Source organism: Bacillus sp. V33-4 (genome assembly GCF_002860225.1).
In the GTDB taxonomy this organism is placed as follows: domain Bacteria; phylum Bacillota; class Bacilli; order Bacillales; family Cytobacillaceae; genus Bacillus_BJ; species Bacillus_BJ canaveralius.
In genome coordinates, this window is sequence record NZ_PGVC01000034.1 from 96,481 (window position 1) to 119,206 (window position 22,726).

Below are 22,726 nucleotides of genomic sequence, written 5' to 3' on the forward strand. Positions count from 1 at the left end.
TTCTGTTATTTCTTAAAAGCAACCGTATCTGCTTTCGCATCGAGAAGCTCTGTTAGTTGATCATCAAGTCGGAGAATCGTGATCGAGCAGCCTGCCATTTCGATGGATGTCATGTATTCGCCAATAAAAGTTTCATGCACTTCAATTTCCTTTTCGTGCAGGATTTTCGCTACCCGCCGGTTAACGATATAGAGCTCCATTAACGGTGTCGCACCGAGTCCGTTAATCATCAGAGCCACTTTGCTGTTTGGCGCTAACTGGAGATGGTTAAGCACCTTTGAAAGGAGCGTATCCGTCACTTCGTCCGCACTTTTAATCTCCGTTCTTTCAATGCCCGGCTCGCCATGAATGCCTGTGCCGATTTCCATTTCATTTTCGCCGATTGTAAAGCCCGGTTTTCCTGCTGCCGGGACCGTGCTTGGCGATAACGCCATGCCCATTGAACAAAGGTTTTCAATCGCCTTGTTAGCAACAGCCGTTACTTCTTCAAGTGATGCCCCCGTTTCAGCCATGGCCCCGGCGATTTTATGGACAAAAATCGTTCCGGCAATGCCTCTTTTTCCGACCGTATATGTAGAGTTTTCGACGGCAACATCATCATTGACAACGACCTTGGCAACTTGAATCCCGTCGGCTTCGGCCAACTCTGCGGCCATTTCGAAATTCATCACATCACCGGTATAATTTTTAATAACTAAAAGGACACCCCTGCCGCCATCAACCGCTTTAATCGCCTCGTACACTTGATCCGGTGTCGGTGAAGTAAAAACTTCCCCTGCCACCGCGCCATCAAGCATTCCTGGACCAACAAACCCGCCATGTGCCGGCTCATGCCCGCTGCCGCCTCCGCTGACAATTCCGACTTTCCCCTGCACCGGTGCATCAGCGCGAACAATGACAGACGTATCAGGAACTTGTTTGAGCCGCTTCGGATATGCCGCAATAAATCCCTCCACCATTTCTTTGACTACATCTTCAGGATGATTAATTAGCTTTTTCATTATTATTGCCCTCCTTTTCGATTCATTCATTATGAATGCAAGAAGCGTGCCAACATGAAACGATTGATAAATGAAGGCGTTTTCATTATTTTTAAAAAAACTTGGGGAATTATTCTCAAGAGTGTTGATAATTTTTCCCAAGCAAATGCTCCAATTGGTATTTTCTTAGTTTGCTTGCCGCCGTTTTATGCGTGATTCCCAGCGCCCGCGCTAATTGATTGTAGCTTGGATAGTTGGGTGCGGCATGCTCAAAAATTTGCCGTTCATATTTCTCTAACGGTAAAAGATCTCCGTTTAATTGAATTTTAAAAGAGGACGAATCGCGATTTAATATATACTCGGGCAGATCTTTGCAGTACAGGGTTCCATCCTCGGTCAAAGTAGCGGCCCGCTCAATCGTATTTTGCAGTTCCCTGATGTTGCCTGGCCAATGATAGTCCCCAATCGCTTCTAAAAATCCTTTTTCGTAGCGCTTGATACTTTTTCCCAACTGGCCATTATACACTTGCCGGAAGTGGTCGACTAATAAAGGAATATCTTCTTTGCGATTCCGTAATGCCGGCAGGTGGATTGGAATGATGTTTAACCGGTAATATAAATCGGCCCGGAATTTCCCTTCTTGCACTAATCGATGCAGATCTTCATTCGTAGCGGCAATCACACGGACATCAAGCTTGATCGTCCGATTGCCGCCGACCCGCTCGATCTCCCTTTCCTGAAGAACACGGAGAAGCTTTGCCTGCAGGTCAAAATTAAGATCGCCAATTTCGTCAAGAAAAATCGTTCCCCCGTTCGCCAGTTCAAACTTCCCCTGGTGGGTTTTAAACGCTCCTGTAAACGCTCCTTTTTCATGGCCGAACAATTCGCTTTCGATCAAATTATAAGGAATTGCGGCACAGTTAACGCGAATGAACGCCCCCTTCTGCCTTTTGCTTGATTCATGGATCGCACGGGCAACGAGTTCTTTTCCCGTTCCGCTTTCCCCCGTGATTAACACGGTTGAATTTGTTTTCGAAACTTTACTGGCGATCGACAAGCTTTCAAATAACGTTTCACTGTGGCCGATGATCGTCTGAAACGCTTCGTCCAAGCCTAAATGCCTGGACAGCTCCTGCTCCAAATATTCCGTCCGTTTCTCCATCAGCTCCAATTTTTCGAGTAGCGATTTCATCTCGTTATAGGGACTGAGGGAAATGACCGCACCGCGAAAACCAGCATCGATCAAAACCGGATTTATCTTCGTAATAAACGCTTCGTCTTCCAATAGATTCATAACCCGATACACAGATTGCTTTTGAACTTTCAGCTGCTTCCATTCCCGTTTGCCAATCAGCCCGACAATCGATTCATTTGCATCGATCTTGAAAAGAAACTCGCGCATTTGTTCATTCATATATGTAAAATGGCCTTCTTCATCGGTCATTGCAATCAAATCTGAGACAGATTCGAGGACAAGATTCAGTCTTTCTTGAAGTTCCTTTTCCCTCTGTAGTTCAAGGCTTACCTTTTCCAAATCTGAGACATCCTGAAAAATCGCCACCGCGCCAATCACTTTTCCATCATAAAAAATCGGGGCGCGGTTGGCGAGAATCGTATAACTCTTTAAGATTTGCTTTTCTGCTATTCTAATTTCTCCGGTTTGCAAGATTTCGTGTAATTTTGAATGGGGAATAACTTGATCGGCTTGCTGGTTTAAAAGTTGATTTGAGGGGATTTCAAGCAGCCTGACAGCTGCTTCATTGACAAACGTAATGATGTTTTCCTGGTTGACAACAATCATGCCATTCGGCAAGTTGGCGATGGCTTCCTGGAGAATGACAGAGTTCTCCATTAACAACCGGTCCGTTTCCGAATCACGATTGTCCTCCTGGTCGATTTGTTCAAAGAAAAGCTTGATCTCATTCAAAATTGATTCAGGCACCGCTTTATCAAAACAAATCGCAAACTCTTCACCTTGCCCAATTTTGAGGGAGACCAGCGATAATAGATTGATAACTTCAACGCGTTTTCCTTTGAACTCAACAAAGATGTTTTTTAAAACCTTTGGGTTCTTTATTTCGTTTTGCAGCTTTGTGATCAGAGTTGCTGCAATCCTGACATGCAATCCGTTTTTTCGATAGACTTTGACGATTATTTTTTGCATGGGAACATTCGCCTGCCCTGTGGTAGATTACTGTATATTTTCACTATATCAAATCGTAAATACTTTTTAAATGTTATAAGTCTTATCTTTTTTAACGAGGGATTTTTCTGATTTTACAATGAGTAAATATCCAACCATTAACAAACCAAAGATCAAAGAAACAACACCAATCCAATGAAAATGTACCCAGAAGTAACCGCCGAAAGAACCGACCAAGCTTGATCCAAGATAGTAAAATAGTAGATAAAGAGCCGAAGCCTGTGCTTTATAGTTTACGGCAGACTCACCAACCCAGGCGCTCGCAATCGAATGACAGGCAAAAAATCCAAATGTAAAAATGGAGATTCCTAATATTTTAACTAATAATAAAGGGACAAGTGTCAAGATTACACCGCTAATCATAATCGCAAGAGAAATTTTTAACGTTTTCGAATACCCGAGTTCATCCGCTTTCCTCCCCATAAAAATAGAACTGAAAGTGCCGAACAAGTATACGACAAAAATAAATCCTACCACTGTTTGGCTTAAATTATAGGGTGGTTCAACGAGTAAAAAGCCTATGTAATTATATAAGGTTACAAAGCTCCCCATTAATAAAAAGGGCAGCGCCAACAGGGTCATCAGTTGTTTATTTTTAAAATGAGATTTATAGGCTTCACATGCAGCTTTCCATTGTAAAGGCTTTTTCACAAGATGGCGAGGGGCGGGAAGAGTCAGCCAAAACACAATACTTAAAAGAATCGTCATAATTCCCACCGCGGACAACGCGATCTGCCAAGTGAACAGATCGGTAAGTGCAGCCGTAACAATTCGTCCAGAAAGCCCGCCTATACTTGTTCCACTTATATAGAGTCCCATCACCTTGCCGATTTCTTTCGGACTGAATTCTTCCGAGACATATGCCATCGCAATCGAAGGAATTCCGGCGATAAATATCCCTAACAAAGCCCGGTAGATTAAGAGAGTCATAAAATTTGGACTGAACGCGGACAGCAATCCAAGGATAGATGTCGACAGCATCGAAAAAATCATGATCTTTCTTTTGCCAACCGCATCCGATAATGCGGCTGCAATTAACATCACAACCGCAAGCAATCCTGTTGATAAAGACAAAGATAAGCTTGCGACTGGAGCCGAGACGCCAAATTCTTTTGTAAAAACCGGCATCAATGGCTGGGTCGTATACAGGATTGCAAACGTCACAAATCCCCCAAGAAATAATGAAATGCTGGCCAGTCTCGATTGTTTTGTTCCTGATTGAATGTATTCCACAATGATCTCCTCTTATCTGCATACATTGGGTTATGAAGCTTTTAGATATGACTTGTAACAACAAGCGTATTTTTGTTTACTATCGTAACATTTTAGCATGGCGAAAAAAATAATTTTTGAATTTTAACCTACTACATGCAGATAAATAGGTTCGCCCGCGGTTATATAGATCATATTTTATTGATAGTGTTTACCAATTATTTTATTATATTAAATAACTAAACTAATAAAGTTCGTATCCAATTTCATGTTTAAAGGAGAATTCCATGCAATCTTTTGTTGACCAAAAAACCGGTATCTTTCCTTCCGTCTGTTCGCTTGACTGTCCGGATCAATGCGGCCTGCTTGTCCATAAGCAAGATGGAAAAATCATAAAAATTCAGGGAGACACCGACCACCCTGTTACAAAAGGCAATATTTGCAACAAGGTAAGAAACATGACCTCGCGAATTTATGATTCGAACCGGCTTCAATACCCTATGAAGCGGATTGGAAAAAAAGGGGAAGGACAATTTGCGCCGATCAGCTGGAGTGACGCGATCAATATGATTGGTTCACGATGGAAGGAGCTGATTCAAACAGATGGACCTGAAAGTATTCTGCCTTACAGCTTTTATGGCAACATGGGAAGACTGAGTGCCGAGGGAATGGACCGCCGCTTTTTTCATCGACTCGGGGCCGCCCAACTTGATCGGACAATTTGTTCAGTAGCTGGTACTGTTGGCTATAAATATACAATGGGCGGCAGCTTTGGCATCGACCCGGAGGATACGGTCAATTCAAAACTGATTATATTCTGGGGGATAAATGCCGTCAGTACAAACATGCATCAGGTTGCCCTTGCCCAGAATGCGAGGAAAAAAGGCGCGAAAATCGTGGTAATTGACGTGCACAAAAACCAGACAGGACAATTTGCAGATTGGTTTATCCCTATTTTACCTGGCACGGATGCCGCCCTCGCTCTTGGATTGATGCATATTCTATTCGCAGAAAATATGGCAGACAAAGCCTTCCTGAAGCAATACACAGTCGGACATCTAGAATTGCGCAAGCATGTTATTCAGTATGATCCGATTACGGTTTCAGGTATTACCGGCGTTCCGGTGGAAGACATCTATAAACTGGCCCGGATGTATGGCAGCACTTCACCCGCGTTTATTCGAATTGGAAATGGACCACAGCATCATGACAACGGCGGTATGTGCATCCGGACGATCGCCTGCCTTCCTGCCGTTACCGGCCAATGGCTTGCCAAGGGTGGCGGAGCCATCAAATCCAATGGAGGCTTTCTTGCTCCGAATACGGCGGCTCTGCAGCGCCCTGATCTACTGCAAAATAAAAACACAAGAACGATCAACATGAACCAGCTTGGCCAGGCACTGCTGGAAGCAGACCCTTCTGTAAAAAGTTTGTTTGTGTATGGAACGAATCCAGCGGTTGTTGCACCGGAAGGTAATAAAGTAATAGAAGGACTACTTCGGGACGACCTGTTTACCGTTGTCCATGATTTATTTTTAACAGAAACGGCCATGTATGCTGATCTGATCCTGCCGGCAACGAGCGCATTTGAAAACACCGATTTGTATACCTCCTACTGGCATCACTATATCCAGATCCAGCAGCCGGTCATTGAAAAGTACGGTGAATCTAAATCAAATGTTGAAGTATTCCAGCTGCTTGCCGAGGAAATGGGCTTTGACGATCAAGCTTTATATGAAACAGAAGCAGAAATGATCGCACAGGCACTTGATAACAAAAACAATCCTTATCTGGACGAGATTGATTATGAGGAACTGGCTTCCAAACAATATGTAAAAGCAAATATGAAGCCCCTGCTCTCTGGAAAACTGGCAACACCAAGCGGAAAAATTGAGCTTTATTCAGAGAAAATGGCACGGGACGGATATCCTCCGCTGCCAACGTATACACCGCTTGTTCACGACGGTGACTTTCCGTTCTTGTTTGTGCCCGGGCCAAATCATAATTTCTTAAACACAACCTTTGCAAATAATCAAAAGCATATCCTGCTTGAAAAAGAACCTCGTTTGCACATGAATGTTAAGGATGCTTCAGCGAGAGGTATTAACGACGGAGATCTGATCCGAGTATGGAACCATCGGGGAGAATGTGAGCTCAAGACTTCTGTAGGAGAAAATGTACTGGAAGGAGTAGTTGTCACGCAAGGGCTTTGGGCTGATCTCCCAGGTACAAAGCAACTCGTAAATACACTAACGCCTGATCGAATCGCAGATATGGGAGGCGGCGCCACTTTCTTTTCGGGGCGTGTGAATGTGGAAAAATTGTAGCTGACAAAAATTGATTACCCCAAGGAGATGATGTCTCTTTGGGGCTTTTTTTGTAACGCCGAAAAGTCTACTCTAAAACCTTGCAAGTGAAAACGCTGATATATCATGCTTCGTTTTGCCCTCGGTCACCATTTCAGACAGGATTTCCCCAACTACGCTGCTGAATTTAAATCCATGTCCGGAGAATCCGGCAGCTATGAAGACATTGGGCATTTGAGGATGAACGTCAATGATAAAATCTTCATCAGGAGTCATCGAATAAATACAAACATGACCATGGCTAGCAGTTTTCGAGGCAGAAGGAAAATACGATTGAACAAACCGGGCTAAATCCCCTTCATCCTCGGGCTGCGTGCCGAATTCCTGATTCATTAAATCAGGATCCATTTTTTGTCCGCCATCATGCCGCCCTACTTTGATGCCCTTCCCGAAGTTCGGAAAACCGTAAAAGGCGCTGTCTTCAAGCTGAAAAACAAAGGCTGGAAAGTTTTTATAACCGTACTGATGTTGTTCGTCTTCAAACCAGGCAACCGTTTTCCGAGTTGGTTCAATTGGCAGGTTCAATTCGGAAAGGAGCTTCCCGGTCCATGCCCCTGCGCAAACAATCACCTTTTCAGCGTGATATTCATTATCTTTTGTATGTACGACAGCCCTGTCACCATTTTGAACGATCGAAACAACGTCAGTATTTGCGATCAGCCTTGCACCATTTTGAAGAGCCAGATTCCTATATGCGCGGATACATTCCTCCACAAGCAACACACCGCTGGACTTTTCCAGGCAGCCAACGAAGTTTGCAGGTAAATGAAGGCCTGGCCATCTCGTGTGGATTTCCTCTGAATTCAAATATGTAATAGGAAGATTAAATTCTTTGGCAGATTCCATTATCTCTTTTAAAAACGAAGATTCCTCATCCCCAATCGAGACAACACCTGTGTTTAGGAAAAGCTCTTTCCCGGCTTCAAGCTGCAGTTCATGCCAAAGCTGCTGAGCTCGTAGGGTCAGAGGCACATAGCTTCTCCCCTCACCGTAAGCATGCCGAATGATTCTGGTTTCTCCATGGTGGCTGCCAATTGAATGAGGTGGATCATAGGAATCTATCATTAATGTCTTTACCCCGAGCTTTGAAAGATAATAGCCTGCTGCCATCCCCATAGATCCCGCACCGACGATTACCACGTCAAAATGATTCTCTGCCAATTTGTTCAACTCCCGTTTGTTGTTCATATTAGTCCGAACTCTCGCCTTCGCAATTTATTATCCACCAACAAAAAAGAGGTTCTCATACAGAGAGCCCTTCACTATTAAATATAAAAGTTTTTTTGTTTTTCATCAATCCGAACAATTGTGGAGCTAGTTAAAACTTTCCTGACAGCAAATATCCTGCGTCGGGGACCGCTGTGTTCAGATTCAATTTTTTAAGAATTTTATATACCGTTGAAGTTGCAGCTGATAAAACAGGAAGCCGCAACCTATCTTCAACCGTCTGAATAGCAGGAAGAGAAGGCATCTGAACACAAGCAGATAACACAACAGCGTCAGCTCCTTTTGTATTCAAACGAGTGGCATGATCAATAAGTTTAAGAGGATCCAAACGGCCGACTTCAAGATTGTCCGCTACTTCGAGACTAATAGAATCAACCACTTCGATTCCCGCTGTATTTAGATATTCAATCACCATATTGGTTAAAGGCTTCATGTACGGGGTGATAATCGAAACCTTCGTCGCGCCAATCGTCTCAATCCCTTCAATCAGTGCCCCTGCACTGCTGACGATGGGCGCACCTCCTCCATTTTCGATCGTCGCTGCGGATAACTTTTCCTCTGAGATTTGGTGGTACCCTGGTCCCTGGCACATAATCGCAATCAAACAAGCATACGCCAACACATCACAACGGGCATCGGAAAGCTCAATCGCACATCGTTCACTATCAATGTCCATCTTCTTTAACTCTTCCGGATTGACATGTTTCATTCGCATCCTTGACGAATGAAAGGTAAAAGTTTCGTTTGTTTGAAGCTGCTGCCTACTGTGAAGCATTGCCGGGATCTCAGTTTCCATTGTCGTGTTTGAGCTCGGTACGATTAAGCCAACTCGATAACTGTCACTCATCATTTGTTCCTCCATAAAGGTATTTACACCTGTGTTTTCTCTACCCGCCCTCTTACAGAGCTCTGTTACGATAAATTCATCTTACGTTTTCCAATCTTTAATTCATTCTTTTCCTGCCAGAGCAGAAATAAGAACGTAAAGAAAAACGCAATGAAAATAATGATGATGATCAAAGCAAGAATCGAGGCCGGTTCATTAAGCGACATATAATGGACTAAACGGTGTCCCAGCCCTTCATACGAAGCAAACATCTCTGCCAGGATTAACCCCAGAAAACAAAGGCTGAAACACATCCGCAGGCCAACGACAAGCTGCGGCATGATCGCAGGGATAAGGATCTGCCGTGCTTTTTGCGTAAAACTCATCCGATACGATTTTGCCAATTTTAGATAAATTTCAGGAACCGTTCTCGTTGCTTCCATACAAATAATCATCATTGGAAAAATTCCGTGGAAGACGGAAAATGCCATTCTTCCTTGAATCGTTAGCCCAAAAATTAATAGGAAGATCGGGTACAAAGTCACTTTTGGAATCGAGTATAAGCCTAATAACAATGGTGACAATGTTTTGGTCCAAAAAGAACTTAAACCGATAAAAAACCCTAGTATCACACCGGAAATTGCCGCGATTAGGAATGAGATTAACAACGTAAGCAAGGTGTTTCCCATATCACCGAGCCAGTTTTTTGTGTTTTCCCCTAAATCTGCAACACTTTGCCACGGAGAAGCCATCGCCGGTGCTCCAATGATTTGGTAAATAATCTGCCAGAGCAGGATAACCGCGAGCGGGACCATATATCTGCCAAACTTATACCGTTTTTGGTTTAAAGTCATTGTATTCATGAAGTTCTCCTCTCTTCTATTGTTAGACCAAAGCCTTTACATGTTTCTTCTATATACTCTCGCTTCAATAAAACCGAGAACTACATTAACGAGCAAAGCGATCACAATCACAAGGAGAACCGAACCGTACATCCCATTCATATCAAAATTGTTGTACGCATACGAAATGGTATAGCCTAATCCGCGCGAAGAGAGGATAAACTCGGTTGCAATCACCCCAATAATTGAATAGGCCGCCGCCAGTTTGACCCCGGTGAAAATATACGGCCATGCAGCCGGAAAATAAATATGGATCAACATTTGCCGAAACGAGAGATTACACGATTCACCGACTTTAACGAGCACCTTTCTGATTTCCCGGAAACCGATGGCGGTATTGCTGATTACGGCTGGCATGGCAAACAGCAGTCCAATCATGATAACAGGCAAAGGCCCAATCCCCAAAATACTGATAAAAATCGGATACAAAGCAAAAAAAGGGATCGCGTAAAATAAAAGCAAATACGGTTGAAGGACATGGTGGGCTAAATCAGAGCGCCAAAGGACGATTCCAAAGATTATTCCAAATATCATCGCGCCAATGAAACTAGCCAAAATTTCCATGGCCGTGATCCCAAAATGGTTTGTTACATATTCCGGGTTGCCTAGATTGCCAATCATATTCGTAAACATCGTCGAAAAAGGGATAAAGGTGAACGGATCAAGCCAGTTCATTCGCGTAGCCACTTCATATAAACCCAATAAAGAGGCGACAATCACGATTTGGACAACCCGATGAAGTCTCATTGTCCTACCACCTTGTTGTTGTACTTCATTTCAGGTTTTTTCGTTAAAGATTCTTCTTCCAGGCTGGACCAGAGCATTTGCGTGATTTCGGCAAATTCCGGAGTGGTCAATGCATGAGCATCACGTGGTTTTGGCAGCTTGCTTTCAATAAGATGCTTCACCTTCCCTGGCCTCGCTGACAAGACGACAATTTTGTCTGAAAGCAGGGCAGCCTCCTGAATGCTGTGCGTGACGAGCACAACTGTTGCTTTCGTTTGTTCAACTATTTTCAGCAGTTCCCCTCCCAAAATCAATCGTGTCTGTTCATCCAATGCTCCGAACGGTTCATCCATCACAACTATTTCCGGCTGCGTCACGAGTGTCCTTGCGATCGCGACCCTCTGCCGCATCCCGCCTGACAACTCATATGGATAAGAATGTTCAAACCCTTTTAAACCAACAAGTTCAATCATATTTTTTGCTTTTTCCCGATATTCCGACTTTGGCCTGCCCTGCATTTGCAATCCAAATTCAACATTCTCCTGGACCGTTCTCCACGGAAAAGTAGACTCTTCCTGAAAGACAATCCCAATCGAACGATGGGGACCTGTGACCGTTTCACCTTTGATTTTTACGGAACCGGTTGTCGCCAGCCGAAGTCCTGACAAAATCTCCAGCAATGTCGTTTTACCGCATCCGCTTGGGCCAACGATCGAAATAAATTCCCCTTTCCGGACAGTAAAATCGATATCCTGTAAAGCGACCACTTCTTTAGCGTCGCTAGTATACACTTTTGTCAAACTTTCCACTTTCATTAATGGTTCAGCCATATGTGTCCGCCCCTTTGCTCATAAGTTTATGGTAATGGCAGGGGCCGGTCGATAAAAGTTCATCACCGGCCATGCTGATAAATCCAGTCTATTTATTCGTGTCCAGTTTGGACGGATCCAGCCTTTGATCATCCGGAAGGAAGTCCATGTTTAAAACCTCATCCCAGACAATTTCCTGGCCTTTCTTCAAAGTATTGGCCATCTGCATCCCTTTGACGACATTATTGATAGAGTCCAGTTCAATCTTGCTGTTCCAGTGTTTTTTATCTGCAAGATCCTTAATCGCTGCAACCGAAGCTGCTTCATCAATCTCAGCTGATTTGGCAAAAATCTTTCCTGCCTCCTCCGGATTTGCGTACGTCCATTCTACCGATTTCTGATAAGCAGTCAGGAAACGTTTAACTAAATCCGGGTTTTCCTTAATCAACTGCGGACTTGTTATGATAACGCTCTGCTGATAATTAGGCACATGATCGGAAACACGAAACAGGGTCTTCCAGTCATCCTTTTGAACAGAATAGGCAGGTTCCATCATTAATGTTGCATCGACTTCTCCTGCCTGCAGCATAGTCAATCCCTCACTGACTCCACCAGATGCAACAAGCTTCAATGTTTTTGGGTCAATACCGTTTGAGTCAAAAATTAATTGTGATGTTGTTTCTGTTACGGACCCGGGGTTTGTAAATGCCCATGTTTTTCCGACCATATCTTCGACCTTCTCAATGTCAGCATCCGGGCGGGTAACATAGACTAGATCACTAACACTTTGAACTCCGCCGCTGACGATCTTCAATGGAGCTCCGGCAAGATATGACTGGAGTACAGCAGAGGTAGATACATCGCCAAACGGAAGATCTCCGGACAATACATTACGCACCGTCGTTCCACCGCCGCCGCTGCCAACAATCTTATTAATCTTGATTCCTTCTTCTTCAAAAAAACCTTGATCAATTCCTACATCGTAAGGAACCGCATACAATCCAGTCGGATAATGAGTGACAGAAATATCGATCTCATCGACCTTATCTCCTCCACCACTATCTTTTGAAGCCGATCCACTTGCCGGTTTTTCTCCACCGCATCCTGCAGCAATAAATAAAAGCAACATGATCATGACTGTAAACTTGCCCAACATCATCGTTCTTTTCCAATTCATTAGGTAACCCTCCTTGTATGTTATCGCTTTCATTTTCTTTTAATAAAGCCTCTATTAAGAATTTTTTGTAAACGCATCAGAATCAAGACGATAATAAATTTTATGTGTCTTCTCAAAAGCAGCAATTTTTTCTGCAAATTGCAAGGAAGCACCAATCTCGTCCAGCCCTTTGATCAACAGCTCTTTTCGATACGGAGCTACTTGAAAATGACTTATAAACCCTTGTTTGTCTGTTAAAGTTTGATTCTCTAAATCTATCGTTAGCTGGTAACCTCTTGTGCTGGCTGTTTTTTGAAATAGCTGTTCCACTTCTTCTTCACTTAGTTCAATCGGCAATATCCCGTTTTTAAAGCAATTGTTATAGAATATATCAGCGAAAGAAGGCGCTATGATCACTTTGATTCCGTAATCAGCGAGTGCCCATGGAGCGTGCTCTCTTGAAGAACCACATCCAAAGTTTTTCCGAGCCAATAATATCCCGGCATGCCGGTACTCCTCGTGATTTAATATAAACGTCTCGTTCTCTTTGCCATTTTCAAAGCGCCAGTCATAGAACAGAAATTGGCCGAAACCGGTTCTTTCAATTCTTTTTAAAAACTGTTTCGGAATGATTGCATCCGTATCAACATTGACTACATCCAAAGGAGCTACGATGTTAGTAAAATTCAAAAATGACTGTGTCATAGATTTATCTCCTCCGCAGTTTTCATTGGCCAAGTTCTAACGTCAACAAAATGCCCTTTGATGGCCGCAGCCGCTGCCATTTCCGGACTGACCAAATGCGTCCTAGCGTTCCTTCCCTGCCGGCCTTCAAAATTGCGGTTTGATGTTGAGGCACAGCGCTCACCAGGCAGGACGATATCTTCATTCATTCCGAGGCACATGCTGCAGCCTGCTTCCCGCCATTCAAAGCCCGCCTCTATAAAAATCTGATCCAGCCCTTCAGTTTCAGCCTGGATTTTAACTGCCTGAGAACCAGGGACTACTAAAGCTGTAACATTGTCAGCAACCCTGTAACCATTAACGATTTTCGCTGCTTTTCGCAGATCCTCAATCCGGCTGTTTGTACAGGAACCGATAAAGACCTTATTTATGGCGATATCTGATATTGCCGTATTTTCAGCCAATCCGATATAATTCAGGGCCTTTTCCGCAGCCCTTTTTTGAGCATCCGGAAGTTCGGCAACGGAAGGCACTTTTCCTGTTATGCCAGTTACCTGGCCAGGATTTGTCCCCCATGTCACCTGTGGAACGACTTCTGATGCATCAAACTCGACAGTTAAATCGAAAACCGCATCAGAATCGGAATAAAGTTTTTTCCATTCTGTCAACGCTGCTTCCCAATCACTGCCTTTCGGTACACACTCTTTATCCTTCAAGTATTGAAAGGTTGTTTCATCCGGTTCGATTAAACCTGCTCTTCCGCCCATTTCGATTGACATATTACATATCGTCATCCGCTCTTCCATCGACAGCTTGCGAATCGCTTCACCGCGATATTCGATTACACAACCAGTGGCAAAATCATGTCCAAATCTTCCTATCATAGCCAGAATTAAGTCTTTCGCTGTCGTGCCGGTTGGAAGCTCTCCATTGATATTGATCGCCAATGTTTTCGACTTGAATTGCTTTAACGTTTGCGTTGCCAATACATGTTCCACTTCACTCGTCCCAATTCCAAAGGCAAGAGCCCCAAATGCTCCATGGGTGGAAGTATGGCTGTCACCGCATACAATCGTCTGGCCTGGCTGGGTGATTCCCAGCTCCGGTGCGATGACATGGACAATCCCCTGATTTCGGCTGTTCAGATCAAAAAGCTTAATGCCGAATTCCCGGCAATTGTTGACGAGAGCGTCCACCTGTTTTTTGGCTATTTCATCTGTAAACGGCAGGTCCCGGTTTCTTGTTGGAATGCTGTGATCCATGGTAGCAATCGTTAAATCCGGTCTCCGCACCTTACGTCCTTTGATTCTTAGCCCTTCGAACGCCTGTGGTGACGTCACTTCATGTGTTAAGTGGAGATCAATAAACAAGAGTGCCGGTTGATTTTCCTCTTCATGGACAAGATGATTTTCCCAAATCTTTTCATATAAGGTTTTCCCCATTACGCAACTCCTTTTTTATATGACATTGGTATTCTTTAGCTCTTTCAGTCTTTCCTGGCTGTATCCGAGTAATTCTCTGTACACTTCATCATTGTGTTTACCAACCACTTCCGCTCCGGGATGCTTTATTTTCCCAGGTGTCCTGCTTAACTTCGGAACAACCCCCGGCATTGAAAACTCACCTAATTGGGGATGTTCAACATTTACAATCATTTCTCTTTCTTTATAGTGAGGATCCTCTAAAATGTCTTTTGCGGAATAGATAAGTCCTGATGGCACGCCCTTTTCCTCAAGAATTTCGAGTGCTTCCTTCGCTGGCAATGTTTTCGTCCACTCTTCGATCATCGAATCGAGCAGCTTCATATTTTCCCCTCTGGCATTATGCGTTGCAAACCTCGGGTCATCCGCAAGTTCAGGCTGATCCATTGCTTCACAAAGTCTAGTGAAGACATTATCTGCATTCGCACCAATAACGATGTAGGTTTTATCTTTTGTAAAATAAATATTTGAAGGTGCAACACCAGGAAGAATATTACCCATTCGCTCCCTCACATAGCCAGCCAGCAAGTAATCGGGAATGATACTTTCCATAATCGAAAATACCGATTCGTATAAGGCGGTATCGACGACCTGTCCTTTCCCGGAATGCTCTCTTTCATGAACCGCAACGAGACAGCCAATTGTTGCGAATAACGCGGCCAAGGTATCGCCGATTGAAATTCCAATTCTTGATGGCGGTCGATCCGGATAGCCTGTTACATAACGGAGACCTCCCATCGCTTCCCCCACACTTCCGAACCCGGCTCGATGTTTATAAGGTCCTGTTTGCCCGAAACCCGATGTTCTCACCATAATTATTTTCGGATTAATTTCAGCTAAAGTTTCATATGAAAGATTCCACTTTTCCATCGTTCCTGGGCGGAAGTTCTCGATGATAATATCCGTTTCCTTTACCAGCTCTCTTAAAATGGATTGCCCTGCTTCTTCACGTAAGTTTAGAGTAATCGATTTTTTATTTCTTGATTGAATCGGCCACCAAAGCCCAACACCATCTTTCGACTTTCCCCAGTTTCTCATCGGGTCTGATTTACCGGGTGGTTCCACCTTTATGACCTCAGCACCAAAATCGGCCAACAACCTTCCCGCAAAGGGACCAGCTAAAAGTGTGCCCAGTTCGATGACACGTAAATTTTCTAAAGGCAATCGATGTTTAGTCAATCGGATCCCTCCTGTCCGTGCTTTATCGTTTTAGCGCCGCTATTAAACTCACAAATCTAAATTTTCTTAATCTTGTATACAAATTTAATCTTTTGTATACAATAAGTCAACCACATTTTGAAAAATATTTAATTTTAAGCTAAACCGATTAATTTAACCGCTTACATTGATTGTTTTCAGAATATTATTGATATTCTTTCTTCTTTTGTATACAATAAGTTCGTGAGGTGTTTACATGTATGCATACGAATTTATAAAAGATGCGATTATCCAAGGAAAATACGAGCCAGGTATGAGGCTTGCGGAAGAAACCCTGGCAAAGGAATTGAACTTAAGCAGGACACCAGTGAGAGAAGCCATTAAACAGCTTGAAGCAGAAGGACTGCTTGTACCATTAAAGCGTGGAGTAAGTGTCAGGCATTTTACAAAAGAGGATATCCGGCAAATATACGACTTAAGAACATTGCTCGAAGGATATGGTGCCAGCCAAGCCGCGATTAACCGCACAGATGACGATCTGAAGAGAATGGAAACAGCCAATCAATTATATGAAAAAGCGATCACCCAGTATATTGAATCAGATATGGACAGCATTAAAGAAATTGTCGATGTTAATCAGGAGTTTCATAATTCAATTGTCGCTGCTTCCAAGAACGCACATATATTCTTCCATATCTCAAAGGTTGTCGTTGTTCCGGTCGTCTTTCGGTCTTTTTACTGGTATAACCACTTTCAGCTCCAACAGTCTTTAGAAGTTCATAAAATTATTCTCCAAGCCATTAAAAATAAAGAGCCTGAGCGTGCCCGAATCGCCATGCATGAACATATTTTTCAGGGGCGCGACCATGTGTTAAGGCATCTTGAGGAAATCAAAAATAGTCATCTATTAAAGGAGGAAGATTCATGATCGAAATTTGTGAAGTAGGCCCCCGCGATGGGCTGCAAAATGAATGTAAAATCATTTCCACCGAAACAAAAGTAGAATTGATTAACCGTCTGATCGATGCTGGAATCCGCACTATCGAAGCCGTTTCATTCGTTAACCCTAAGGTCGTTCCGCAGATGGCTGACGCTGAAGAGGTGCTGCGATTGCTCCCGAAACGAGAAGATATCATATATGCCGGACTCGTCTTGAGCCGCTCAGGCCTGGATCGTGCTTTGAAAACAGATGTCAACTTCTTGCATGTTGTCACAGCTACAAGCGACCAATTTAATATGCGGAATGCGAAAAGAACCGTGGACCAAGCTGTGGAAGAATTAGCGAAGGTCATTCGTGAAGGTAGTGAAGCAGGCAAAGGCGTTGCGGGTGTGCTCGGCACTGCGTTCGGCTGCCCATTTGAAGGAGAGGTCCCTTTATCACGAGTGCTGAAAGTAGCTGAGAAATTTTTAGAATCAGGTTGTACGAAAATTACACTGGCCGATACAACAGGAATGGCAAATCCGATACAGGTTCAAAATATAGTGGAAGCTTTTAGAGAAGCCTTTGGAACAGACTTATCGTTAGGACTTCATTTCCACAACACTCGCGGACTTGGTTTGGCAAATACACTGGCAGGATATCAAGCCGGGGTTAACAGATTCGATTCCTCGATTGCAGGCTTAGGCGGCTGTCCCTTCGCGCCAAAAGCCGTTGGGAATGTATGTACAGAGGACATGGTCAATATGTTTCATAGTATGGGAATTGAAACTGGCACGGATCTAAATCAGCTCCTAGACATCGCTAAATGGATGGAAGAGAACATGGAGCGTTCTTTGGATGGGATGCTGATGAAGGCTGGGATTGCTTAATATTGCCGAAGCTCCCTTGTTCTAGCAACCGGGAGCTTTTTTATCTTCAAATTTAAATTTAATCGAGGCAAAAAGTTAATCATATACTAATAGTTCTTAAAAATGAATTATTATCTGCAATGACTGTAACATTAGGATGCAGTTTTAAAATTGAAGCTGGAAAGGCTTCGCAAACATCACCTTCCAGCAGCCTGTGAAGAGCTTAGGCTTTTTCCTCTCCAGAAACAAGCAGCAAGATTTCTTTACTTTTTAAAATTGTCGAAATCCCCATTGTAATGGCATGAGCCGGTATTTCAGATGATTCATTGAAAAATCGCGAATTTGCCATCCTTGTTGTGTTGGCAAGCTCGACAACATGCGTTTTCGATTCGAAAGATGTACCCAGCTCGTTAAAACCGATATGCCCATTGCGGCCCAGTCCTAAAATTTGCAGATCGATACGCCCATTTTGCTCAATTAATGACTCATAATGGCTTTTGCGTCTCTCGCTTCTGCCCAGGTCGTCTATCCCCGGGCCTCAAAAATATAGTTACAATCCCTTCCTTGTTTTCTAAATAACTAGCTTGTAACTGCCAGATTAGACTTTTTGTTCCAAATTAAATATAGTACTGGGATCATAATAATATAAATAACTGGAAAAATACCGACTGAAATCGCTAAAAGATCCTCAATTTCAAATGCGCTTCGCATCCAAAGAAAAATGCCGACTCCGAGCATTCTTCCAACTCCGAGGGGGATTTCTCTTATGATAATATAGTCCAACCGTTTCTCTTTATAATGTGGATCTTTTTCAATTGCTTCGTACAACAAGGCATTCATAGAAATGTATATCATGTTGGAAGTGATCGGTTTTAGAATCGTAAACAAAATCAATGTGAACAGAAACGGCGCAATTGATAAGAAAATCGAAGACAATGACAAGCCCATCGCTCCTATTGCGAAAACCGGTAATCTCAGTTTTGGCGACGAAGCTTTTGCGAGCCACAAAAAGGCGATAACGCTGACCAATTCTGCAAGAGTATTAAAGATTCCGAGACTCATCTCGCCCCCCGCGACCGTATAGATCATCATCGTAATTAAAAATGTTTGATAAACGCCAGAAACGATACCGTCGCCAAAGGACACGATATACATCCCTTTCCATTCCCGAGTCGGCTTTCGAAATACTTCCATTAAGTAGCTAACTTTTTCAATCGGTGATCCCACTACCTTCATTGAAGCGATCATTGCCAAAAAGTAAAAGATAACAGATAAACCAAAAACTAAATAGTATCCGGTAGCTCCTGTAAATAATTCAATAATAAACCCTGCCAGAAGAGGTCCGGCCAAGCCGCCAATCGTCGCCACGATTCCCTGTGCATACAAGAAGCGGTCTCTTTTTTCATTTGTTGTCATATCAAGAATAGCCATATGTGCACCAACGCTGTAAAAGCTGGTCGCAAGTCCCATAAGCGCGCCTAATAATATGACGTATGAGCTTAACGAGTCTTTTAAAATCAACATCAATAAGTAAGTCAAGATATGGAAAAAGATTCCCAATCTTAACGATGCCATTGGGGTCGTTTTTCTCGCAAACCATGCACATAAGCTGAAGCTTGCTAAAATTGAAAATGATAGAAAAAAAGAATAAATCGCCAGCAGCGAAAAACTTGAATCAAGCTTCCACAAAAATACATTTAAAAAAATCGCTGACAATGCAGAGGCAAAAGCAAAAAAGGCATTCATCACCAAATAATAGTTGGCTTCTTCTGAAAATATTTTAAATAGTCGTCCCATAATTACTCCCTGATTTCTGATTCTAACAATCAGCATTGTGGGGCCTGACCCCTAATAATAGTATACCAATGAGTCTAAAATGTCTGTTAAGCTTAGTTCGGCACAGGCCATCGAAGTGTCTGCTACACCATAATACATTTTAACAGTATCTCCTTCTGTAATGGCACCGCAAGAAAACACAACATTTCCAAAAAACCCGTCCACCTCATAATCAGCCTCAGGCTCTAAAATCGGCTTCTCTGACCGGGCAATTATCTTAGAGCAATACAGCTCCCATACAGTACCGGTCTTCTTTTGAAGCCCCGTGATAAAGCTCCAGCCAGCCCTTTTCTGTTTTAATCGGAACAGCTCCACCTCCAATCCGTCCGTTATTAAAAACGTGTGAACAGCTGGTTCAGGAATTTTTAAACAAAAATGCAGAGACGTCAAATCCTGAGCCGGTCCCCGGCCGTTTCCGTTCCAGGGTGCGAGTAATCATAATAAGCCTGGTGGCGCGACGCTTTTCTTCTCAGGGCATCGTACTCATACTCGACAAGCGAGCCATCCGGGTAGTAGACTCCTTTCAGGCGGTTGTCGGTTGTGTATTCGTACTTGATTGTGCCTTCCTTCGTTTCTTTTTCAACGAGGTTTCCATTGGCGTCGTAGTAATAGGATTTTTCGCCGGCCTGGACAAGCTCATTCAATTCATTATAACGGTATTTCGTGATTTTGCCGTCTTCATTTGTTCGATCCGGTTGCCGACGGAATCGTATTTGTATTCGGCTTTCTGGATCGGATCCTTCGAATAGTTCGGTCTTTCATTGAACGGATCGGGATCTTCTTCATAAAACTGGTTCCCAGTCCTTCGGGTCTAGTCCTTTATCGTATTTATTCTTTAGCCATAGCATAACTCCAAAGAGTAGAGGTGTTTTCGACTAGTTTTGCAGATGATTGTTATGCCAAAATACTCATTAAAAAACCTTGACAGGCTATGCTAATCAAGGTTTTTCACTAAATCCTTATAATGTTTTTAACTAAAAATACTATTTATCAAAACCTACATCATTACAGCTATAAATTGACTCGCCATTATCTAAATTTATTGGTTTAAGCCCGACTAACAACTAAGACTTAATATTAAAATCCAGTCTGGATTCAATTTTTTTTATGTCTTTTAGAGAGATTAGCATTAATTTCTGAATTCTCAACATTATTGTTATATTTCCTTTTTAGTATAACCCCTCTTGGGTCGGAAAAATTGATACCCTACTATACCAAGAGGGGCAGAATATTACTAGTTAACTTTTCTGTGAGCATTTCAATGATATTCTTTTAAAACTGGGTTCCAAAATAAAGTCCAATACTTATAATTAATCCTAATAGAAAGTAGATAGACATTAATATATAAGATTTAAGTTTAAAAAGAAAAAATGAAAATACTATACTAGAAGAACCAATAAATAAAAAGATAAAGTTACTTGAATTAGATGGAAAAGGAATTACAGGCTCAAAAAGGGTTACACTGCAATAAACTATTAATATTATTGTAAATACAAGTTTTATTTTCATCTCTTCCTCCCCAAAATTACCTCGGACCAATAATTCTGTTAATATCTGCAGTACGATCTTCAGCACTGTTTCCCCACAGCCAGTATGGAATCATATCATATCTCCAGTGGCGAAAACCTTGCTCAGTCGGTGCATAATTAAGAGTCCCCATGTCCTGAGGGTTTGTTACAATAGAAGATTCAAATTCAGGATTATTGTTTATCACTACTTCTACTTCATACCCTTTATACTGTTTTAAATACTTATCATTGTATTTACTAGAATTTTCATGGTAAATATCTTTATCTTCACTTATTTTTTTCCAACCACTTTCCTCGTTTTTAATATTCTCAATGTTGTTATAAACATCTAATTCTTTATAGAATTTCTCTTGTAATTCATTTCTTTCATAATGTTCTTCCTTATCAATATATAAAAAATCTACATAACTATATAGTGACTTTTTAATTTCATATAATTTCTCATTATAATTATTTACCGTTTTTAAAGCAGTATTGGATTTCTTATTAAATCTGTTGAAGTAACTCGACATTGATTTGTTACTAAACCCAAAACTGAACTTTCTTTTATTAGTAAATACGTATTTGTTACGAACCGATTGACTAGACTTCCCATAACTTTTGTAAGAAGGTGGCATAAATCCAGCTAACTTACTAAAGTTGCCCCAGCGCATTGCCAGGATTTCTTCGAATGTCGGCGCAGGTGGTGGCGGTGGGGGTGGTGGTGCTACTGGGCCTCCGCCTCCAGATCCTCCTGAAGATCCACCTGATCCTCCGCTTCCGCCTTTTCCTCCTCCAGAACCGCCTGATCCTCCGGAACCTGGTTTTGGGTTTGGTGCTGGTGGCGGTGGCGGTGTTGGATCTTTGCCTCCGCCTCCTGGTGGGGGCGCTTTACAATACTCCCCATCCGGCCCAGTCGGGATACAGATTGCGTGTCCGCTTGGGTCCATATAGGTCGCCGGGTTGTTATGGGCATAGCTGAACCGGTTTAAGCTGGCCGGAAGGTTCGTCCATCCCGCAAACGTGTCCATCGTCGTGAAGCGGCCCTCGTTCGGGCTGTACCATCTGGAGCCAAAATCGATCATGCCCGCTTTCGCGTCATACGATTTGCCGGTGAACCCGACGGCGTTGTATGGGGCCGCCATATGGCTGAACAGGTTGCCGAACGCATCATAGCTGTACGATGCGCGTTTTTCTCCTCGGCGGTCGGTCACATCCAGGATGTTGCCGATCGCGTCTTCATGGTAATACAACAGTCCGCCTCGGGTCCGGGATATTGCCTTCATAGCCTTCCTGCTTGCGGCCGTGGTTGCCGAACATCTTCCGGGCAATCACGTGGTCCGATCCCATATAATACTGGGCGAGCGGCTGGCCGTTTTCCCCGTATTCCTTGAACACGTTCAGTCCGTCATACAGGTACTGGGTTGTTTCTTCGTAGAGCGCTTTGCCCATCCGCTTTTTCAGGCCGTTTTTCTCCCTGGTGCCGCGACGCTTTTCTTCTCAGGGCGTCGTACTCATACTCAACGAGCGAGCCGTCCGGGTAGTACACGCCTTTCAAGCGGTTGTCGGTCGTGTAATTGTACTTGATCGTGCCTTCCCTTGTTTCCTTTTCAACGAGGTTGCCGTTGACATCATAGAAATACTTCTTGTCTCTGGCTTCCACAAGTTCGTTCAATTCATTATAACGGTATTTCGTGATTTTGCCGTCTTCATTTTGTTCAATCCAGTTACCGCCGGCGGAATCATGATACATAAAAATCTGCTCTTATAGCATTACCCGTACCCTGTGTTGTATCTTAAACTATTATAAAAATGGCAAACTGGTTATTTCATAGCTAAGGTTCACTCACCATTACTGTTTTGT

19 protein-coding genes and 2 pseudogenes are annotated in these 22,726 nt (G+C 43.0%); 3 read left to right on the forward strand and 18 right to left on the reverse strand.

Features of this window, described 5'->3' with window-relative positions; genetic code table 11:
* Positions 1 to 5: 5 nt before the first annotated feature.
* The 3 genes from dhaK to CVD23_RS13365 form a co-directional block, all read right to left on the reverse strand.
* Positions 6 to 1,001: a dihydroxyacetone kinase subunit DhaK gene (gene dhaK, locus CVD23_RS13355; RefSeq protein WP_101578689.1), complete on the reverse strand. Its 996-nt coding sequence runs from the start codon at positions 999 to 1,001 to the stop codon at positions 6 to 8.
* A 115-nt stretch (positions 1,002 to 1,116) separates the two neighbouring features.
* A complete protein-coding gene (locus tag CVD23_RS22725; protein ID WP_101666282.1) occupies positions 1,117 to 3,144 on the reverse strand; it encodes a sigma 54-interacting transcriptional regulator in 2,028 nt (675 codons plus the stop codon).
* A 66-nt stretch (positions 3,145 to 3,210) separates the two neighbouring features.
* Entirely contained in the window at positions 3,211 to 4,416 is a 1,206-nt protein-coding gene (locus CVD23_RS13365) for an MFS transporter (protein WP_180955659.1), read from the reverse strand.
* Positions 4,417 to 4,682: 266 nt separating this feature from the next.
* On the opposite strand from CVD23_RS13365, the gene CVD23_RS13370 reads away from it, so the two are divergent.
* Positions 4,683 to 6,722, forward strand: a complete 2,040-nt coding sequence (locus CVD23_RS13370) for a molybdopterin-containing oxidoreductase family protein (RefSeq protein ID WP_101666284.1) — start codon at positions 4,683 to 4,685, stop codon at positions 6,720 to 6,722.
* A 72-nt stretch (positions 6,723 to 6,794) separates the two neighbouring features.
* On the opposite strand, the gene solA is transcribed toward CVD23_RS13370, so the two are convergent.
* The 9 genes from solA to CVD23_RS13415 form a co-directional block, all read right to left on the reverse strand.
* Positions 6,795 to 7,922, reverse strand: a complete 1,128-nt coding sequence (gene solA / locus CVD23_RS13375; protein ID WP_257988426.1) for an N-methyl-L-tryptophan oxidase — start codon at positions 7,920 to 7,922, stop codon at positions 6,795 to 6,797.
* Positions 7,923 to 8,079: 157 nt separating this feature from the next.
* Complete coding sequence (locus tag CVD23_RS13380; protein WP_101666286.1) at positions 8,080 to 8,835, reverse strand: maleate cis-trans isomerase family protein; 756 nt, start codon at positions 8,833 to 8,835, stop codon at positions 8,080 to 8,082.
* A 65-nt stretch (positions 8,836 to 8,900) separates the two neighbouring features.
* The gene (locus tag CVD23_RS13385; protein WP_101666287.1) at positions 8,901 to 9,677 is read right to left on the reverse strand and encodes an ABC transporter permease; all 777 of its coding nucleotides are present in this window, start codon (positions 9,675 to 9,677) and stop codon (positions 8,901 to 8,903) included.
* A gap of 36 nt (positions 9,678 to 9,713) precedes the next feature.
* Positions 9,714 to 10,463: an ABC transporter permease gene (locus tag CVD23_RS13390; protein WP_101666288.1), complete on the reverse strand. Its 750-nt coding sequence runs from the start codon at positions 10,461 to 10,463 to the stop codon at positions 9,714 to 9,716.
* On the reverse strand, positions 10,460 to 11,272 hold the full coding sequence (locus CVD23_RS13395) for an ABC transporter ATP-binding protein (protein WP_101666289.1): 813 nt from the start codon (positions 11,270 to 11,272) through the stop codon (positions 10,460 to 10,462). The genes CVD23_RS13390 and CVD23_RS13395 overlap by 4 nt, the downstream gene beginning before the upstream one ends.
* Positions 11,273 to 11,360: 88 nt before the next feature.
* Positions 11,361 to 12,428, reverse strand: coding sequence for an ABC transporter substrate-binding protein (locus tag CVD23_RS13400; RefSeq protein ID WP_180955660.1), 1,068 nt, complete (start codon positions 12,426 to 12,428; stop codon positions 11,361 to 11,363).
* 54 nt (positions 12,429 to 12,482) lie between these two features.
* The gene (gene leuD / locus CVD23_RS13405) at positions 12,483 to 13,112 is read right to left on the reverse strand and encodes a 3-isopropylmalate dehydratase small subunit (protein ID WP_101578669.1); all 630 of its coding nucleotides are present in this window, start codon (positions 13,110 to 13,112) and stop codon (positions 12,483 to 12,485) included.
* Complete coding sequence (gene leuC, locus CVD23_RS13410) at positions 13,109 to 14,533, reverse strand: 3-isopropylmalate dehydratase large subunit (RefSeq protein WP_101578668.1); 1,425 nt, start codon at positions 14,531 to 14,533, stop codon at positions 13,109 to 13,111. The genes leuD and leuC overlap by 4 nt, the downstream gene beginning before the upstream one ends.
* Before the next feature lie 15 nt (positions 14,534 to 14,548).
* On the reverse strand, positions 14,549 to 15,751 hold the full coding sequence (locus tag CVD23_RS13415; protein WP_101578667.1) for a CaiB/BaiF CoA transferase family protein: 1,203 nt from the start codon (positions 15,749 to 15,751) through the stop codon (positions 14,549 to 14,551).
* Between the two features lie 235 nt (positions 15,752 to 15,986).
* On the opposite strand from CVD23_RS13415, the gene CVD23_RS13420 reads away from it, so the two are divergent.
* Entirely contained in the window at positions 15,987 to 16,658 is a 672-nt protein-coding gene (locus CVD23_RS13420; RefSeq protein WP_101666290.1) for a GntR family transcriptional regulator, read from the forward strand.
* The gene (locus CVD23_RS13425) at positions 16,655 to 17,539 is read left to right on the forward strand and encodes a hydroxymethylglutaryl-CoA lyase (protein WP_101666291.1); all 885 of its coding nucleotides are present in this window, start codon (positions 16,655 to 16,657) and stop codon (positions 17,537 to 17,539) included. The genes CVD23_RS13420 and CVD23_RS13425 overlap by 4 nt, the downstream gene beginning before the upstream one ends.
* Positions 17,540 to 17,618: 79 nt before the next feature.
* On the opposite strand, the pseudogene CVD23_RS13430 reads toward CVD23_RS13425, so the two are convergent.
* The 6 genes and pseudogenes from CVD23_RS13430 to CVD23_RS13455 all read right to left on the reverse strand — a co-directional run.
* Positions 17,619 to 18,014, reverse strand: a pseudogene (locus tag CVD23_RS13430) (glucosamine-6-phosphate deaminase); the annotation flags it as partial.
* An 83-nt stretch (positions 18,015 to 18,097) separates the two neighbouring features.
* Complete coding sequence (locus CVD23_RS13435) at positions 18,098 to 19,351, reverse strand: MFS transporter (protein ID WP_101578664.1); 1,254 nt, start codon at positions 19,349 to 19,351, stop codon at positions 18,098 to 18,100.
* 15 nt (positions 19,352 to 19,366) lie between these two features.
* Positions 19,367 to 19,691: pseudogene (locus tag CVD23_RS13440) on the reverse strand (glycosidase); the annotation flags it as partial.
* Between the two features lie 49 nt (positions 19,692 to 19,740).
* A complete protein-coding gene (locus CVD23_RS13445; protein WP_180955661.1) occupies positions 19,741 to 19,998 on the reverse strand; it encodes a hypothetical protein in 258 nt (85 codons plus the stop codon).
* 881 nt (positions 19,999 to 20,879) lie between these two features.
* The gene (locus CVD23_RS13450) at positions 20,880 to 22,148 is read right to left on the reverse strand and encodes an RHS repeat domain-containing protein (protein ID WP_101666292.1); all 1,269 of its coding nucleotides are present in this window, start codon (positions 22,146 to 22,148) and stop codon (positions 20,880 to 20,882) included.
* 122 nt (positions 22,149 to 22,270) lie between these two features.
* The gene (locus CVD23_RS13455; protein ID WP_101579563.1) at positions 22,271 to 22,615 is read right to left on the reverse strand and encodes a hypothetical protein; all 345 of its coding nucleotides are present in this window, start codon (positions 22,613 to 22,615) and stop codon (positions 22,271 to 22,273) included.
* Between the last annotated feature and the right edge of the window lie 111 nt (positions 22,616 to 22,726).